Annotated in this window: 18 protein-coding genes; 14 read left to right on the forward strand and 4 right to left on the reverse strand. The window is 68.1% G+C overall.

What is annotated here, in order from left to right:
- Window positions 1-96: 96 nt before the first annotated feature.
- Both C1I93_RS00870 and C1I93_RS00875 read right to left on the reverse strand, forming a co-directional pair.
- On the reverse strand, window positions 97-633 hold the full coding sequence (locus tag C1I93_RS00870; protein ID WP_111241255.1) for a PIG-L deacetylase family protein: 537 nt from the start codon (window positions 631-633) through the stop codon (window positions 97-99).
- 49 nt (window positions 634-682) lie between these two features.
- On the reverse strand, window positions 683-1,942 hold the full coding sequence (locus C1I93_RS00875) for a nucleotide sugar dehydrogenase (protein WP_223256372.1): 1,260 nt from the start codon (window positions 1,940-1,942) through the stop codon (window positions 683-685).
- Between the two features lie 765 nt (window positions 1,943-2,707).
- Here C1I93_RS00875 and C1I93_RS32175 point away from each other — a divergent pair.
- Both C1I93_RS32175 and C1I93_RS32180 read left to right on the forward strand, forming a co-directional pair.
- A complete protein-coding gene (locus tag C1I93_RS32175) occupies window positions 2,708-2,869 on the forward strand; it encodes a transposase family protein (protein ID WP_223256373.1) in 162 nt (53 codons plus the stop codon).
- 9 nt (window positions 2,870-2,878) lie between these two features.
- The gene (locus C1I93_RS32180; RefSeq protein ID WP_223256374.1) at window positions 2,879-3,379 is read left to right on the forward strand and encodes a hypothetical protein; all 501 of its coding nucleotides are present in this window, start codon (window positions 2,879-2,881) and stop codon (window positions 3,377-3,379) included.
- Window positions 3,380-3,481: 102 nt separating this feature from the next.
- On the opposite strand, the gene C1I93_RS00885 is transcribed toward C1I93_RS32180, so the two are convergent.
- Together C1I93_RS00885 and C1I93_RS00890 are read right to left on the reverse strand one after the other, a co-directional pair.
- Window positions 3,482-4,345: a glycosyltransferase gene (locus tag C1I93_RS00885; RefSeq protein ID WP_111241257.1), complete on the reverse strand. Its 864-nt coding sequence runs from the start codon at window positions 4,343-4,345 to the stop codon at window positions 3,482-3,484.
- Window positions 4,284-5,504 carry an MFS transporter gene (locus C1I93_RS00890; protein WP_181444950.1) on the reverse strand — a complete coding sequence of 407 codons (1,221 nt, stop codon included), beginning with the start codon at window positions 5,502-5,504 and terminating at the stop codon, window positions 4,284-4,286. Before C1I93_RS00890 ends, C1I93_RS00885 begins: the two co-directional genes overlap by 62 nt.
- A 683-nt stretch (window positions 5,505-6,187) precedes the next feature.
- Between C1I93_RS00890 and C1I93_RS00895 the strand changes: the two genes are divergently transcribed.
- Genes C1I93_RS00895 through C1I93_RS00950 form a run of 12 tightly spaced genes read left to right on the forward strand, consistent with a single transcriptional unit; the run spans window position 6,188 to window position 17,200 of the window.
- On the forward strand, window positions 6,188-6,892 hold the full coding sequence (locus C1I93_RS00895; RefSeq protein ID WP_111241259.1) for a 2OG-Fe dioxygenase family protein: 705 nt from the start codon (window positions 6,188-6,190) through the stop codon (window positions 6,890-6,892).
- A 17-nt stretch (window positions 6,893-6,909) separates the two neighbouring features.
- Window positions 6,910-7,095: a lysine biosynthesis protein LysW gene (locus tag C1I93_RS00900; protein ID WP_111241260.1), complete on the forward strand. Its 186-nt coding sequence runs from the start codon at window positions 6,910-6,912 to the stop codon at window positions 7,093-7,095.
- Window positions 7,088-7,966, forward strand: coding sequence for an ATP-grasp domain-containing protein (locus tag C1I93_RS00905; RefSeq protein ID WP_223256375.1), 879 nt, complete (start codon window positions 7,088-7,090; stop codon window positions 7,964-7,966). The genes C1I93_RS00900 and C1I93_RS00905 overlap by 8 nt, the downstream gene beginning before the upstream one ends.
- On the forward strand, window positions 7,963-8,991 hold the full coding sequence (gene argC, locus C1I93_RS00910) for an N-acetyl-gamma-glutamyl-phosphate reductase (RefSeq protein ID WP_212808364.1): 1,029 nt from the start codon (window positions 7,963-7,965) through the stop codon (window positions 8,989-8,991). The genes C1I93_RS00905 and argC overlap by 4 nt, the downstream gene beginning before the upstream one ends.
- Window positions 8,982-10,829, forward strand: coding sequence for a M20/M25/M40 family metallo-hydrolase (locus C1I93_RS00915; protein ID WP_223256376.1), 1,848 nt, complete (start codon window positions 8,982-8,984; stop codon window positions 10,827-10,829). Before argC ends, C1I93_RS00915 begins: the two co-directional genes overlap by 10 nt.
- Window positions 10,829-11,602 carry a thiamine pyrophosphate-binding protein gene (locus tag C1I93_RS00920; protein WP_111241261.1) on the forward strand — a complete coding sequence of 258 codons (774 nt, stop codon included), beginning with the start codon at window positions 10,829-10,831 and terminating at the stop codon, window positions 11,600-11,602. The genes C1I93_RS00915 and C1I93_RS00920 overlap by 1 nt, the downstream gene beginning before the upstream one ends.
- Window positions 11,599-12,510 (forward strand): transketolase family protein, encoded by a 912-nt coding sequence (locus C1I93_RS00925; RefSeq protein ID WP_111241317.1) that lies wholly within the window; start codon window positions 11,599-11,601, stop codon window positions 12,508-12,510. The genes C1I93_RS00920 and C1I93_RS00925 overlap by 4 nt, the downstream gene beginning before the upstream one ends.
- Complete coding sequence (locus C1I93_RS00930; RefSeq protein ID WP_223256377.1) at window positions 12,507-13,388, forward strand: family 3 encapsulin nanocompartment shell protein; 882 nt, start codon at window positions 12,507-12,509, stop codon at window positions 13,386-13,388. Before C1I93_RS00925 ends, C1I93_RS00930 begins: the two co-directional genes overlap by 4 nt.
- On the forward strand, window positions 13,385-14,287 hold the full coding sequence (locus C1I93_RS00935) for a sulfotransferase (RefSeq protein ID WP_111241262.1): 903 nt from the start codon (window positions 13,385-13,387) through the stop codon (window positions 14,285-14,287). Before C1I93_RS00930 ends, C1I93_RS00935 begins: the two co-directional genes overlap by 4 nt.
- On the forward strand, window positions 14,287-15,069 hold the full coding sequence (locus tag C1I93_RS00940) for an SDR family oxidoreductase (RefSeq protein ID WP_111241263.1): 783 nt from the start codon (window positions 14,287-14,289) through the stop codon (window positions 15,067-15,069). The genes C1I93_RS00935 and C1I93_RS00940 overlap by 1 nt, the downstream gene beginning before the upstream one ends.
- Window positions 15,066-15,956, forward strand: coding sequence for a sulfate adenylyltransferase subunit CysD (cysD, locus tag C1I93_RS00945; RefSeq protein ID WP_111241264.1), 891 nt, complete (start codon window positions 15,066-15,068; stop codon window positions 15,954-15,956). Before C1I93_RS00940 ends, cysD begins: the two co-directional genes overlap by 4 nt.
- A 2-nt stretch (window positions 15,957-15,958) precedes the next feature.
- A complete protein-coding gene (locus C1I93_RS00950; RefSeq protein ID WP_111241265.1) occupies window positions 15,959-17,200 on the forward strand; it encodes a sulfate adenylyltransferase subunit 1 in 1,242 nt (413 codons plus the stop codon).
- The last annotated feature ends 27 nt before the right edge of the window (window positions 17,201-17,227 follow it).

Consider the following 17,227-nt stretch of genomic DNA (forward strand, 5'->3'; position numbering starts at 1 on the left):
AGTGAACCAGGTCAACCGCGTCACGCTGAAACTCTTCCGTGTACTTCGATGGACGCCCCAACGGGGACACCCCTTCCTCTGGACCAACATCCAGTCTCAGGGTGTCCACATCTCAGGGGGAAGGCCATCAGCGCGCCACTGGTCCGCTGCCTCTTCGTAGGCCAGGACGAGATCCGGGTGATGGCGTAGCCGGGTGTTTGACGGTCGCGTCGCGGTGTGGGCCGCCTCAGCCACGGCCTGGTGGTCCTGGTTGTAGCTGGAACGGTGCGGAGCGATCAACATCGTAGGCCGCAGTCTGGCGATGGCCAGCGGGCTTTCCTGCTCGACCATGTTGGTGAGTTCGAGTCGGGGAATCTGATCGAGCCGTAGGTGATACTCGTCGCCCGGGAAAGCCATGTGCCAGCCGTCCCATCGTTGGTAATCCGCGACCCGTTTGATTTCGTCGTTGCGCTCCGTTGGGCTGGAGAAGACGGACGAGGACTGGTCGGTGGTGTTGCCGACGGTGAGGAACTGGACGAAGACCTCGGCGCCGGCGGACTTCGCTTTGTGGATCAATCCGCCGCAGCCGAGGATCTCGTCATCGGGATGCGGCGATAGGATGAGGATGCGCTGCTGCGCCCAGGTGAAATTCATGGTGGATATCCGTTTCCGTAGGTCGTCCGAAGGTCTCCTGAAGCGCGGCTCAGAGGCGCTCGACGTTCTCGTGACGCCCCACGAGGCCACTTGTGTCGAGCACCAGCCGGGCGTGCCGGGTGATGGCCGCGAGGTCGAACGCCGAGTGCGCCTGGAGCAGTACGACGGCGTCGCAATCGTGGACCGCGTAGAGGGGCGCCTCCACCGCGGGGATGCTCACCCCGTCGACGGACCAACTCCGGATGTAAGGATCGGCGAAACACAATTCGGCGCCAAGGCTGAGCAGCTCGCGGGCCAGTGGCAGTGCCGGGGTCTCGCGGTCGTCGGCGATATCCGGCTTGTACGTCACACCCAGCAGCATCACGCGCGCGCCGTTGACGGACTTCCGCTCCCGGTTGAGCGCCCGCTGCAGGCGGCTGGCGACGTATTTCGGCATACGTCCGTTGATCTCGTCGGCTGTTTCGGCCAGCCGGAAGCTGTAGCCGAGCTTGCGGACGGTGTGCGACAGGTAGGAGGGGTCGATTGGGATGCAATGACCGCCTACTCCCGGGCCGGGGAGGAACTTGTGGAAGCCGAAAGGCTTGGTGGCGGCGGCCTCGATGGTCTCCCACAGGTCGATGCCCAACTCCTCGCAGAAGATCACCATTTCGTTGACCAGCGCGATGTTCACGTTGCGATACGTGTTCTCCAACAGCTTCGCCATCTCGGCCTCGCGCAGGCCCGAGGTGGGCACCACCCGGGAGACCAACTTGCCGTAGAAGGTGGCAGCGTGGTCACGGCAGCTCTCGGTCAGACCACCGACGACCTTTGGCGTGTTCCGCAGTCCGAATTGGCCGTTCCCGGGATCGATGCGCTCCGGCGAGTACGCCAGGCTGAAGTCGCGTCCCGCCGTGAGGCCCGATTCCTCTAGGATCGGCCGGACGACTTCCTCGGTTGTTCCGGGGTAGGTGGTGGACTCCAGGACGACCAGTGTGCCCGGCATCAGGCAGCCGGCGATCATGCGTGCGGCACTTCGCACGGCCGACAGGTCAGGCCCATGATCGTCGCTGAGTGGCGTCGGCACGCAGACCGTGATGACTGCGCTTTCGGCAAGTGACGCCGGATCGGTCGTGGCCCGGAAGCCGGCCGCAAGCATCTCACCGAGATCGTCTTTGGAGATGTCGTCGACATAGGATTTACCGCTGTTCAGCATATTCACGCGACTGGCGTCGATATCCACGCCGATGACACGCAGTCCGGCAGCGGCCGCCTCTTTCAGTAGAGGTAGACCAACATAGCCAAGACCAATCACCGCCAAGTCATACGACACGCGAGGGCTCTCACCTGTTGATCCATCCTCCGTTGAGGTAGGTGAGTAGTCCTTCTCGAAAGACAGATGCGACCGAGCATCGTCCAATATCATGGAGGTAACCGATTTTTGTCCCATGACCGCCTCATTTCGACCAGACTTCTTACCGTCCGCCGGTCCGCGTAAGCCGCGACCGGGCCGCGCGCCGGCTGCGCCCGGGCTCCTTTCGGTGCGCCAGACCTGCCGGTGGAAAGTTTCGCGGCCAAGAGGTCGACCTTCTGTTGGCCGATTGCCGGTGCCGGCTCCTGGTGGGCCTCGGACCATCTCTTACGCGCCTGCTACTCGACTTGTTGAAACCAGCGACGGGAGAGCGCACGATTCGTGTCCGCTCTCCCGGTTGGTTGAATGCGATCCCGTCCTTTCGCAGTTCCTTTATATTCGTAGCAGCAACGTACTCCCGTGGCGGTACCGCACTAGTGTTCTCCCGGTTACTCAATACAATCATGGAGCTGCTCATCAGAACGGGGATTTACTACTGAGGTGAGCTCGACGAGAGTCGTCGGTGCAATGTGGTCCGCTCGGCTCGCGTCCGGTCGGTTCGGGTATTCCCGGGTCAGGGTGGACCATCGATGGGCCGGTCTTTGCGACAGGATTCCGTCGTCGAGTTGGCATCCAGTGATTGACTGTCGCGGCAGGGTCGACGTCAGGGTCCCGGCAAAGTCGTGACGGTGTCTGACTTGTGTGGCTTGGAGTAGAAGCGCCGTTTTTGGTGGCAGCAAGACGGGCATGACCGGTGCCGAAACCGCTGGTGGGCTGCCTGAAGCACTCGCCGTTCTGCCTGATCCACAGGCCCGGCGAGGTGTCCGGCACCGGCTGACAGTCGTGGTCACCGCAGCGGTGTGTGCTGTGGTCGCCGGGTACCGCTCGTACGCCGTGATCGCCGAGTGAGTCGCCGACGTGCCGGCCGAGACGGCTCTCGCCCTGGGCATGACTGCCGACCGGCGTCCATCGGAGGCGATGATCCGTCGGCTGTTGCAGGCCATGGACCCGCAGCTACTGACCGCGGCGATCAGTGTCTGGCTCGCCGGCCGGGCCGCCGCCACCACCTCGGCGGCCGGCCGGGCCATCGCCGTCGACGGCAAGGGCCTGCGCGGCTCCCGCACCACCGACACCACGCCCGCGACAGCACCCGCCCGCTGGCACTACTCGGCATCACCTGACGACTTTGCCGGGCCCTGGGGTCGACGTGCCGGTGGCCGCAGTTGTCGGCGTGCGGACGCCGTGCTGCGCGAGACGCGGCGGCGGGCCGCCCAACGACGGCCGGTCGCCCGTGATCCTGGCCGGCACACCGGTCGTCGGCGAGCGTGGCGCGCAAGACGATGCGCAGTGTCAGGGCGACATCATCGACGCGTGGTATTCGCGGAATCGCCTCTGGTGCAGACCGCGCAGGATCGTTGACGACGCGCAGCGCGCCGGCCTGGGTCGCATCGACGGTGGCTGGCGCGCGGGCGCGCTGCGCTGGTGTGTGGTCCGTGGGACCACACAGCAGCTGCGGTTCGATCAGTGGGTCAGCTTCCGGCCCCGGATGACATCGTTGATGACGAAGAAGTTGATGGTCGGGACGATGTCCAGCAGACGCGTGATCGGCGTGTCGTACTTCCGGGCCATGTATCGATAGTTGGCGACTGCGTCGGCGCCTTCGCCATCGCGCTCGTGCGGCCAGTGCAGCGACATCGCGTCCCGGTCCAGGAACATGCGGGCTCCGTCGCGGTGCAGCCGGTAGCCGAGGTCGACGTCCTCACCACCCCATGCGCGGAACGCGTCGTCGAACATGCCGACACGCCGCAGCTGTTCCGTCCGCACCGAGGCGTTGAACGTCCAGTACATGAGCCAGGGCGCGGGCGCGGCGGAGAAGTCGTCACCCTCCCGGATGAAGAAGTCCTCCCTGATGTCGGGGTGCAGGCCCTTCTCGCGCCACTGCTCGATCGTGGCATCCACATTGTTGACATCGAGGTCGGCCAGGACCTCGTCGGCGTTCTCGTTGTTGAGGCTGTAGCCGAAGACGTACCCACATACCGCGATCGGCTCGGTTGAAGCCTCGTGGCTGGCGAGGTGAACGCGCAGGAGGCTGGAGTGCGCCATCACACCCGCGTCCATGAAGACGGTGACCTCGCCCTGGGCATGGCTGATGCCGAGGTTACGGGCCCCGGCGGCCCGGTAGCCCTCGTCCTCCTGGAAGAAGTAGCGCAGGTTCATCTGGTCCATGTACTTCTTCACGACATCCGCGGTGTCGTCGGACGATCCGTCGTCGACTACCAGCACTTCGTAGTCGTCGTGGTCCAGATCCTGATGGACGAGGGACTCAAGCGTGAGCTGCAGAATGTCCGACCGGTTGTAGGTCGGGATTACGACGGACAGTTTCATGGCCTCTCCTTCTCTTGCGGGACATTTCGTGGCCGGCGAGCAGCGCGAACGCGGCGGCCGTCAGCAGGCCACCGAACAGCGGGATGACGCGCACCCCGGCCGTCGCCAGCAGGCCGGCGCCGATGAACGAGCCGGCCGCGAGGCCGAAGTTGAACGCGACGCTGAGGCTGGCTGACGCCATGTCGGTCGTCGACGGGGCGACCTGCATGATGCGGTGCTGGATTCCCGCGATCAGCGAGCTGAACGACATCCCTGCCACGGCGAGCAGCGGAATCGTCAGTAGCTTGCTCGATCCACCCCCGTAGAGGCCGAGCATCGCAGCGGTGATGAGCCCCAGTAGACCCAGCACGACACCGAGCGGAAACCGGTCCAGGACCCTACCGACCGCCCAGGTTCCGGCGACGCCGAACGAGCCTTGGACGAAGAGCAGGATGCCGAGCGATGCTGCGGCGAACCCGCTGACGTCGAGGAGGAAGACGGTCATGTAGGTGAACGCGCCCATGGCGCCGGTGACCGCGAGGATGGTGGCGACGAGCAGGACGACGAAGCGGTGCCGATCCGGCATGGGCCCGGTTTCGGCGGCGCTCTCTTGCGGGGTGATGCTCGGCAGCAGCAGGGCGACCGCGACGCAGGTGACGAAGCCGAAGATGGCCATCGCGATGAAGGCGGCCCGCCACCCGGCCTGCCCGCCCAACCAGGTGCCCAGCGGCACGCCGAGGACCGGGCCGAGAGCGTTGCCGATCGACAGGCGAGCCACGATGCGGCCGCGGATGTTCGCGGGAAACATCGAGATCGCCACCGGGAACACCACCGCCCAGAAGACACCGTTCGTGGTGGCGGACACCAGCCGCGCGGCAAGCAACACCTCGTAGGAGGTTGCGAAGGCCGACACCGCCGTCGCCGCGGCGAACACCCCGAGCGCGCCGGCGAGCAGCGGGCGCCGGGGCACTCGCCGAGTGACCCGGGTCAGTGGGAGCGCCACGATCATGACCACCACGGCGTACCCGGTCACCAGCAGGCCGGCCTCGGACCTGGTCCGTCCCAGGTCTGGCGCGATCAGCGTGAGCAACCCGATCGGAAGCACCTCGGTGGTGACGTAACAGAACGTGGCGGCGGACAACGCGGCTAGGGCATAGACCGCGCGTCGTTGCTGCACCATTGGGCTACCTCCCAAATCCTGGAACAAGGTGTAGCAAGAAACCGCCACGCAAGCGGTGCGCCGCAGACACTCGATCATCTCGATGGCGCTACTCAATCGCAGAGCCGCTCGCGTGAACCCGGCTAATTGCGTTTTGACGGTAGCATAGACGATCTGACATCTCAGGCCCTGTCCATACTAGAAGCTGTTCCCGCACTTCGGTGCGGTGCGGTGTGGCGCAACGGAGGCGAATCCAGTCGGGAGAGCTACTGCCGAAAGCAGGTTCACAGGGAGCTAGGCAGGCGTCGTAGCGCCCGATCCCCGTACCGGTCGGAGACGCCCGGTGTGGGTACGGCGGGCGGCCAGGGCGGCGCGGGAGTAGGCGCCAGTGTTTGATGTGGACCAGCTGCGGCAGCGCGATTGTCGTAGCGGCGATTCCGACACCGCCGGCAGCGCACCCAACATCCGCGGAGGTGGGGCGTGCCGAACGGTCCGCCGGCACGCCAGGCCTTACGCGGGGTCGCACCTTCGCCCGTACTGAGGCGGGTGCTGGCACCGCCACCCATCAGCCCGATCCGCATCACGTGGGTGAGGGCTAATTCGATTTCTGGGTGCTCTTTTCCGATGTGTTGAGTGGAGCTCGGTCAGGTCCAGAGTACCGCCCCGCTAGTACGTTCACTCCTGGATAAGAAGGGAGGCACGCAATGCCTATCAAAGATTTCGTCCTGCACGGCGCGCAGGACATCGTGGAGAATGGGTGGGCCCATGAACAACTGCACGTTTCCGTAAATAACGGGTGGTACGAATTCGCGAAGTTCTGGGACGATCTCCCAGTCGATCCGTACGTCCAGCCGAGCCATCGGACCCGCCGATACCGACGGTTGGGGCGGCTGCTGGGTCGTTCCCAGGGTGACGTCAAGACGCTGCCCGTCGAGCCGTTCTACCAGGCAACGGACGTCAACCGGGTCTACGGTGGGCAGGTCAGGAAGTTCGCGCCGATCACCCCAGAGGCGCACGAGAATACCAACTTCCAGGCCACCATCGCACACGACCTGAGTTTTATCAGCCGCGCGAGCGGAATCGACAGCGACTGGCTGATAACCGTACACATGATTCGGGTGACGGCCGACGGTGAGGCCACTTCCGCCCCGGCTCCGGAGGGTCGCCACAGCGACGGTCACGACTACGTGGCTATCCATCTGGTTGGCCGGCAGAACTGCATCGGCGGCGTCAGTCGCGTCTTCCGCAAGGGCGAGAACGAGCCGTTGTTCGAGCACACGATGGTGAATCCAATGGAGACCATCGTGCTCGATGACCGCGCAATGGAGCACGAAGTCACCCCCATCGGACCCGAGGGCGCGACCACCGCGACCCGCGACATGCTGATCATCGATTTCGAGCGGGCCTAGTTTTCCGGAGGGATCCCATGTCCAATCTGACCACCGCACCGGCTTGCCTGGAATGCGACACCGAGGTCGCCGTATCGACCGAGGCGGAGCTGGGCGACATCCTGTCGTGCCACGGCTGCGGCCAGGAACACGAGGTAGTCGAGGTTACGCCGACGATCCGGCTCGACCGCGCACCCGAGGTCGAGGAGGACTGGGGTGAGTGAGACGGCCGATGTGCTGGTCTGCGTGACCATGGTGCGCCCGGAGGAACGCCTGCTCCTGGGGGCGCTTCGGGCGACCGGGCTGACCGCGCAGTCGGCGATGCCTCGGCACACCGCAGCCGTGCTCAACAACGCCGCGTCACCACCTCGCATGGTGCTGCTGCGCAACGTGTCCCATCGGGAGCTGGCCGCCATGGCGGCCCGGTTCGAGCACGCCGACGTCGAGACGCTGAACACGCCGCACGCGGTGCGTCTGTGCCTCGCCAAGGACCTTCAGGCGATCGCGTTCGCCAGACACGACGTCCCGCACCCGAGGACACACGTCGCGTTCACCGTCGAGCAGGTTCGGACGTACGTCGACGCTCTCGGCGGGGACGCGGTCGTCAAGCCAATCAGCGGCTCGTGGGGTCGCGGGATCGTCCGCATCGCGGACGAGGCGCAGTTCGACGCCTGGGTCGGCGGTCGGGAGGCGTTGGACCCGGCCGGTAAGGAATTCCCGGTCGTGGTGCAGGAGTACGTGCCCAAGCCGGGTTTCAACGAGCGAGTGCACGTGGTGGGGGATCGTCCGATCGTGGCCTACCGCCAGGTGGGCTCCGGTCTGCGCACCAACACCCACCAGGGCGGCGCGGTGGAGCCCATCCCGATCTCGGACCGCGCTCGCGAACTGTGCGCCCGGGTCGTGGCGTGCTTCGGGCCCGGCTTCTACGGTGTCGACCTGGCCGAGTCCAGGGAGACCGGCGAGATGTACGTGTTGGAGGTCAACACCAACCCGGACTTCGCCCAGTCCTCGAAGGTTCACGGCGTCGACATCGCCGGCCACGTCGCCGCGTACGTGCACGACGCGGTGTTCGCCCGGGCGGGGGTTGCAGCGTGAACGAGCGAATCAGCGTGGCGGTCCTCGGTGGCAGCGGCTTCATCGGAGCCGAGCTGATCCGACTGCTGGCTGCCCATCCACAGGTGGGGCCGACGTTCGTGTCCTCGGCCAAGAATGCCGGTCAGCGCGTCGGGCAGGTGGTGCCAGGGTTGCGTAACCTGCCGATCGGCGGGCACCACATGCGCAAGCTCGACGAAATGCCCACGGTGGACGTCGCGTTCGCCTGCCTGCCCAACGGTGTACTGCCGTCGGTGCTCGACGAGGTGTCCGACCGCGCCAGCGTGGTGATCAACCTGGCCGGTGACTACCGGTTGCGTGAGCCGGACCAGGTTGAGCGTCACTATCCCGCGTCGGCCGGCGGCTGGCGGCAACCCATTCCCTACTACATTCCGGAGTTCGCGCCCAAGCCGACGGCACCGGTGCTCAACCTGCCGGGTTGCATGGCGGCGGCCACCATCTACGCGCTCTATCCGCTGTACCAGGCCGACCTGGCAACGGAGGACGTGGTGGTGGACGCGAAGTCAGGATCGAGCGGCAGCGGCACCGGCAGCGTGGAGCATCCGGCGGTGCGCGACGGAAACGTGCGGGTGCACCGGCTGCACGGCCACCGGCACGCACCCGAGGTGCGCCAGGCGCTCACCGACCTGACCGGTCGCGCGCCGCAGCTGCAGTTCTCCACGTTCAGCCTGCCGGTCGCGCGCGGCGTCATGGTCTCGGCGTACGGGCGGCTGAAGCCTGGTGTGGATGGCAGCGACGTGCGCCGGGCGTTCGCCCGGGCGTACGCCGATGCGCCGTTCGTACGGGTGGCGGGTGGGCGAACCCCGATGGGGATGCCGATGCTCAAGACGGTAGTGGGTGCCAACGTCGCCGAGGTCGGAGCGGCGGTGGCCGGCGACCGCTGGGTGGTGGTGTCCGCCCTCGACAACCTCATCAAGGGTGGCGCCGGCCAAGCGGTGCAGACACTGAACCGGATCTACGGGTTTGACGAACGGCTGGGACTTCCGGAAGCCGGCGGATGGCCATGATGAACAACGAGGCGTTGGCGCGGGTCTCTCCCTACGCGCCGCTGTACGTGGTGAAGGTGGGTAGCTCAAGCCTGCGGCACGCGTCCGCCTACGACGACCTGGCCGCGCTGAACGCGTGCGGTGCCCGCCTGTTGCTGGTCGCCGGCGGCGCGGCCGACATCGCCGACTACTACGCCAGCATCGAGCGTCCGATGCGGATGCTGCGACTGGCCTCCGGCGACGAGGTGCGGTACTGCCCGCCCGAGGAGATGCCGCACATCGTCGACGCGTACGAGCGGCTGACCCTCCCTCGGATCCGAGCGAACCTGGTCGAGCGGGGGATGACGGTGTTCGCGGCGACGGCCACGCCGGAGGGGCTGGTCACGGGTACCCCGAACCGTCCGCTCCGGGTCGTCGAGGGCGACCGGCAGCGGTTGGTCCGCGACCACCGGGCCGGTGTGGTCTCCGCGGTGAACGTGGCGCGGCTGCGTTCACTCCTGGGCGCCTTCGACGTGGTCTGCGTGTCACCCCCGGTGGCCGCGGCCGACGGCGGGGCGCCGATCAACGTGGACGCCGACGTGCTGGCCGCCGAGCTGGCAAACGCGCTCGACGCCGATCACCTACGCCTGGTGACCGGCACCCCGGGCCTGCTCGCCGACCCGTCCGATCACAGCAGCACCTTGCCGCACCTGTGCCGCGGCGAGGGAATGGCGTATGCCGGCGGGCGAATGCGGCAGAAGGTCCGGGCGGCGGAGCTTGCCCTGAACGGAACCGCCGACGTCGCCATCACCGGCCCGCACACCGTCAACGCCCACGGCGGTACCCGTTTCTGGCGTGCCGCCGCGCCGGAGCCCGACCTGGATCTGCTGACCCGCATGGTGGAGATCTCCTCGGTCTCCGGCGGCGAACGCGAACTGGCGCTGTTCCTGCTGAAGTGGCTCGCCGACCGAGGCGTACCCGCGGTGATCGATCCGGCCGGCAACCTGGTCGCCACGCGCGGGCATGGGCCACGCCGGCTGCTGATGCTCGGCCATCTGGACACCGTCCCCTACCGCTGGCCTGTCACCTGGGACGGCGCCGTGCTGACCGGCCGCGGCTGCGTGGACGCGAAGGCCAGCCTGGCCGCGTTCCTGCAGACGCTCGTCGAGTTCGAACCACCCGATGGTGTCACGGTTCGGGTGGTCGGCACGGTAGAGGAGGAGCGGACCGCGTCCGGTGCGCTCTACGCGCGTGACCACTACCCCGCGGACGCGGTCATCATCGGCGAGCCCAGCGGCGCCGGCTCGGTGACCATCGGCTACCACGGCGTCTGCAAGGTGCGGATGAACGTGGCCCAGGCCACCGCTCACACCGCGGGCAAGGATCGGCGGACGGCCGCCAGCCGCCTGGTCGACGTCATCGGCGAGGTCGAGGCCGAGGTCGGCAAGCGCAGCCCGGAGGCGTTGTTCGCGGTGCTCGACCTGACCACCGGCGGCTCCGGCGGCACCCAGACCGCCTCGGCGGTGCTGGACGTACGGGTGCCGCCCGGCACCGAGGTGGACGAGGTGCTGTCCGCCTTCGCCGACGGGCAGCCGCTGCTGGCCACGCCCCCGGTGAGCACGCCACGGACCGATCCGCTGGTGCGGGCGTTCACCCGGGCCCTGCGTGCGGTGACCGGCGGTGCTCCACGGCTGCTGGCCAAGAAGGGGAGCAGCGACATGAACACGCTCGCCACCAGGTGGCGTGGCGTTCCGATGGTGGCGTACGGACCGGGAGATGCGCACCTGGACCACACGCCGGACGAGCGACTGTCAGCCGACGAGTACCGGAGGGCGCGGGCGGTGCTGTCCGCGGCCGTACGGGATTGGTGTGTGCGGTGATGGACGAGATCGACCTGCTTCGTGAACAGGCCAGCCGGGCCCGCCGGCTGGTGGTGGACATGGCCGCCAGCGAGGTCGGCTGTCACCTCGGCGGCAGCCTCTCGGTGGTGGACATCCTGGTCGCCGCGTATGCGGTCGCCCGGTCCCGGCCGGGCACCGACGTCGTACTGAGCAAGGGCCACGCGGCGGCGGCACTCTACGCGGTGCTGCACGAGAACGGCGTCATCGAGGAGAACCCGGCACCCCGGTACGGCCGTGCCGGCTCGCCCTACACGGGGCACCCCGGCCCCAAGGTGCCAGGCGTCCGGTTCCCCACGGGCAGCCTCGGCCACGGGCTCGCGTACGCGGTCGGCTGGGCCCTCTCCCGGCGGCTGCTGAACCTGCCCGGCGGGGCCATCGCGGTGGTTGGTGACGGCGAGTTGCAGGAGGGCCTGGTCTGGGAGGCGCTGCAGGTGGCCCAGGCCAAGCGGGTCGCCGGACTCACAGTGGTGGTGGACCTCAACGGTGGCCAGAACGACGGCCACGTCTCGGACATCTCGCCGATGACCGACCTGCCGGCCCGGCTGGCCGCGTTCGGGTTCTCGGTGGCCGAAGTGGACGGGCACGACATCGAGAAGCTGGTGGCGACGATCGTGCCGACTGACCGGCCGCTCGCCGTGCTGGCCACCACCGTCAAGGGCAGGGGCGTGCCGGCGACCGAGGGCAAGGCCGGCTCGCACTACGTGAAGATCAGTCCGGCTCGGGCGCGGCAGTGGAAGGCGGCGATCCGATGACGACCGCGACGGTTTCGGCACGGGAGGCGTATCGGGTCGAGCTGACCGAGCTCGCCGCAGACGACTCGCGCATCGTGTGCCTGGAGGCGGACCTCGGTGGCGCCTCGCACTGCTTCCGGGACCGGTTTCCCGACCGGTTCCTCAACCTCGGCATCGCCGAGGCATCCGCTGTGGACATCGCGGTCGGGCTCGCCTCCGCCGGGCTACGGCCGTTCGTCAACACCTTCGCCTCGTTCGCGGCGTTCCGCGCGGGGGAGAGCGTCAAGCTCGGACTCGGGTACCTCGCGGCCCCCGTGGTCCTGGTCAGCCCGTACGGCGGGGTGTCCGGTGCCTGGTTCGGGCCGACCCACCACTGCCTGGAGGACCTCGCCGTGATGCAGAGCCTGCCGGGCGTCCGGATCGCCGTACCCGCGGGCGAGGCCGAGACCCGCGAGGCGATCCGGGTCGCGGCGGCCGGCGACTGGCCGTGCTACGTGCGGCTGGGACGCAACGAGGTGTTCGACGCCTCGTTCGCGCCGGCTGGCCGCGGCGCGGTCACCTGGCTGAACCAGATCAGCGGTGACACCTGCCTCGTCTCCATCGGGGAGAAGCCGACAGCACTGTGCCAGGCCGTCACCGAGAGCCGGCCGGACGTCGGCCACGCGCACCTGTGCTGGGTGGATGCGGAGAGCCTGGCGCTCGCCATACCCCACCTGGCCGGCGCGCGGCGGGTGGTCGTCGTGGAGGAGCACCGCCCCGCCGGCAGCGTGGCATCCACCCTTGCGCTGCTGCTACCCGACCGGGAGGTGCGGGGGGTGAACGCCGGCACCGACTGGCCGACCGAGGGCGGCAACCACGACGAGACACTCGCCGCGATGGGGCTCACGACATCCGCGGTTCTCAACGCCGTTCTGGAGGGAGAGAAATGACGACCACGATGCAACCCAGCGCCAGCGCTCTGGAAGTGACCCGGCAGACGTTCGCCGACCCGACGCTGACCCGACGCAGCCCGGGTGAGGAATTCTCCATGTCGGTTGCCCGGGTGCAGGACGGCGCCGACGTGGTGGTGCCGATCCGGGCGCACCTCACCGCCTCCTTCCCACTGTTCAAGAGCCGCCCGCGCTACACCGTGCGGCACCTGTTGAAGGTGGCCTCCGTCTCCGACCAGACGCTCGCCTACGTACGCGAGGCGCCGAAGAGCGAGTACGCGTCGGCCGGCACGGCGTACGCCAGTACTCCGGAGGCCGCCTTCGAGCCCACCGTCGAATACGCCGAGCTGACCGAGCTGAGCCTGTCGGTGCCCCTGCCGGCGGACCTGCGGCACGAGCCCGCGTTGCTCGCCGCGTTCATCGACTACCGAGTGCTCGTCCGGATGGGCGTGGTGGAGAACCAGGCCCTGCTGCACGGCACCGCGGACGGTCGGATCTCGGGACTGCTGATGCTGCCCGAGATGCGCAGGTCGACAGTTTCCGGCGACCTCGGTGCGGCGTTGACAGCCGCGGCGGGGGAGGTCGAGGAGACCGGCGGTTCGTGCGACGGCATCGTCGTGCACCCGATCCACTACTGGGAGCTGGTCCGCGACGGGCTACTCGGCCGACTCGCCGAGGCCGGGATCAAGGTCTCGCGTACCCGGATGATGCCGCGCGGCCAGGCGCTGCTCGGGGATTTCCGGGCCGCCGTGACGCTGCTCGACCCCAGCCGGTCGGCGCTGACGCTGCGTGGCGACGTGGTGGAGGCCCGTACGTCAGTGGGCCTGGCCGTTCACCTGCCCCAGCACTTCCTGCTGCTGTCGGACGGTCACCGATGAAGGTCATCTACATCACGGGTTGGCTGCGTAGCGGCAGCACCATTCTCGGCAACGTCCTCAACGAACTGCCCGGCGTGCTGCACGCCGGCGAGCTGCACTACCTGTGGAAGAACGGCCTGCTGGCCAGCGGCACGAACACCCTGTGCGGATGCGGCCAGCAGATCCGGCAGTGCGCGCTGTGGTCGTCGGTGATCGCCACGTTCGGCGACGACGAGCCCACCCGGCTGGCGCGCCAGATGATGTCGTGGCAGCAGGCCGGCCTCCGGACCCGGCACACCCGCGCCCGCCTCGCCAGCACCCCAGACCACGTCACGGCGGTGCTGGACCGCACCGTCGCGGTGTATCGGGAACTGACGCGGCGCGGAGCGGAGCGGGCGGTCGTGGACAGCTCCAAGTACCCGGCCGAGGCCGCTGCCCTGCTCAGCCGCTCCGACGTGGATGTGCGGGTACTGCACATCGTCCGGGATCCGCGCGCCACCACCTACTCGTACCAACGCGGCAAGCGCTACATCGAGCCGATGAGCCCGGCGCAGAGCACGGCGAACTGGGTCGGCTTCAACGTTGCCTCCGAGTACGTTGGCGGCGCCGCGGACGGACGTTATCTCCGGATCCGGCACGAGGACCTGACCCGACGGCCCCGTGAGGTGGTGGCCGATGTGCTGCGCTTCGCCGGGCTCGACGACGAGCCGCCGGTGACCGAGGAGGGCAAGGTGACCCTCGGCATCAACCACACGGTCACCGGCAACCCGGACCGGCTCGGTCAGGGCACTGTGTTGATCCGGCCGGACGAGCGCTGGCGCACCGAACTGCCGGCACTGCCGACTGCCACGACCACGGCGCTCGCCCTGCCCCTGCTGCGCCGCTACGGATATCCGCTGCTGGCGGGAAAGGTGGCCTGATGGATCTCGGATTGTCCGGACGGACGGCGTTGGTCGCCGCCGCCAGCAGCGGCCTCGGGCTGGCCGTCGCTCGCGCGCTGGCGGCCGAGGGCGCACACGTGTCCATCGCGGCCCGCGATCCGCAGCGACTGGCCGCGGCGCACAGACTCGTCGACGAGGCCGGCCCCGGCCGGGTGCTGGCTGTCGAGGTGGACGTCCGCGACGACGCGGGCGTGACGCGCTGGGTGGACCAGACGGCCGAGGAGTTCGGTGCGCTGCACGTAGTGGTCACCAACTCGCCCGGCGTGCCGCACGGCAGGGCCGACGCGTTCACAGTGGACGACTATCGCCGGGCCGTCGAGGGGTCGATGCTGCCGCACATCTCGATCACGATGGCCGCGTTGCCGCACCTGCGGCGGGCCGGTTGGGGGCGGATCCTGCTGATCACCTCGGAGGCCGTACGCCAGCCGCTCCCCGGCACCGCGTTGTCCGCGACCGCCCGGTTGGGCGTGCTCGGCTTCGCCAAGGGTGTGGTCCACGCCGTCGGCGCCAGCGGCATCACGGTGAACGTGCTGGCCCCCGGCGTCCACCAGACGCCGGCTTTCGACAGCTTCGTGGCGGCGCGGCCCGCCGTGGACCGCGAGGCGGCGCTCAAGGAGATCATCGCCGAGGTGCCGCTCGGTCGGGTCGGGCAGCCTGCGGACTTCGGTGCGCTCGCTGCCTTCCTCGCCAGCGAGCAGGCCGGCTTCGTGACCGGCACGGTGCTGCTGGTGGACGGCGGAAACACGCGAGGTGTCACATGAGTCTGGAAATGCTGGAAGCAGAGTCGATCCACATCATCCGCGAGGTGGCCTCCGAGTTCGAACGGCCCGCGTTGCTGTTCTCCGGTGGCAAGGATTCGATCGTCATGCTCCGCCTGGCGGAGAAGGCGTTCCGGCCGGCGCCGATGCCTTTTGCGCTGGTGCACGTCGACACCGGGCACAACTTCCCGGAGGTCCTCGAGTACCGCGACAAGCGAGTCGCCGAGCTGGGCGTACGGCTGATTGTGGCCTCGGTGCAGGACTCCATCGACGCCGGTCGGGTGGTCGAGCAGACCGGGCGGCGGGCCAGCCGCAACCGGCTGCAGACCACCACGCTGCTGGATGTCATCGCCGAGCATCGCTTCGACGTGGCTTTCGGCGGCGCGCGACGCGACGAGGAGAAGGCCCGGGCGAAGGAACGGATCTTCTCCTTCCGCGACGACCTCGGCCAGTGGGACCCGAGAAACCAGCGCCCGGAGCTGTGGAACCTGTTCAACACCCGAATCCGGCCGGGCGAGCACATCCGGGTCTTCCCACTGTCCAACTGGACGGAGCTGGACGTCTGGCGGTACATCGGCCGGGACGAGCTGGAGGTGCCGCCTATCTACTTCGCGCACCGACGGCGTGTGTTCGAGCGCGACGGCATGCTGCTGGCCGAGAACCCGTACCAGTCACCGGACCCTTCGGAAGTGGTGTCCGAGGCGACCGTCCGGTACCGGACGGTCGGCGACATGACCTGCACCGGCGCGGTCCTCTCCGGCGCGCAGACGGTCGCCGACATCATCCAGGAGGTGGCAACCACCAGGATCACCGAGCGCGGCGCGACCCGTGCGGACGACCGGACCAGTGAGGCCGCCATGGAGGACCGCAAGCGGGAAGGGTATTTCTGATCATGGACATCCTCCGGTTCGCCACCGCTGGCTCGGTGGACGACGGCAAGAGCACGCTGATCGGGCGACTGCTCTACGACTCCAAGTCCACCTTCACCGACCGGCTCGCCGCGGTCGAGGACGCCAGCCGCCGACGCGGCGACGAATACACAAATCTCGCACTGTTGATGGACGGCCTGCGAGCGGAGCGTGAGCAGGGCATCACCATCGACGTGGCGTACGGCTACTTCGCCACGCCCAAGCGAACGTTCATCCTCGCCGACACTCCGGGCCACGCCCAGTACACCCGGAACATGGTGACCGGCGCCTCCACGGCAGACCTGGCCATTGTCCTGGTGGACGCGACGAAGGGCATGGTCGAGCAGAGCCGTCGGCACACGTTCCTGCTCGGGCTGCTGGGCGTGCCGCACCTGGTGGTCTGCGTCAACAAGATGGATCTGGTCGGGTACGACCAGGGCGTGTTCGATCGCATCCGGGCCGAGTTCGCGGCGTTCACCACGAGGATGGCCACCCGGGACGTCACCTTCGTGCCGATCAGCGCGCTGCACGGCGACAACGTCGTGAGTCGATCGCCCGAGATGCCCTGGTACGAGGGTCCCTCGCTGCTGCATCACCTGGAGAACGTGCACATCGCCTCGGACCGCAATCTGGTGGACGTCCGCTTCCCGGTGCAGTACGTGATTCGCCCGCAGTCCACTGCGGTCCCCGACTACCGCGGTTACGCCGGCCAGGTCGCCGGTGGTGTGTTGCGCCCCGGTGACCAGGTCATGCACCTACCCTCCGGGCTGACCACCCGGGTCGCCGCCATCGACGGTCCGGACGGGCCGGTCGACGAGGCCACGCCGCCGATGTCGGTGACACTGCGGCTCGCCGACGACCTCGACGTTTCCCGGGGGGACATGATCTGCCGGCCACACAACGCGCCGGCCATGGCCCAGGACATCGACGCCATGGTCGTCTGGATGAGCGAGCGGCCGCTCCGACCGCCGGCTCGGTTGCTGCTCAAACACACGACCCGAACCGTTCGTGCGGTCGTCCGAGAATTGCGTTACCGGCTCGACGTCAACACGCTGCGTCGTGACCTGAGTGCCACCCAGTTGCAATGCAACGAGATAAGTCGGCTCGAGTTGCGAGTGACCCAGCCGCTGTTGTGCGACCCGTACTCGCGCAATCGGCTCACCGGCTCCTTCATCCTCATCGACGAGGAGACGAATCACACCGTTGGCGCCGGCGTCATCAACTGACGTCCCGCACAGCGTCCGAGCCCGCAG

The organism is Micromonospora endophytica (assembly GCF_003236305.1).
Taxonomy (GTDB): Bacteria; Actinomycetota; Actinomycetes; order Mycobacteriales; family Micromonosporaceae; genus Micromonospora; species Micromonospora endophytica.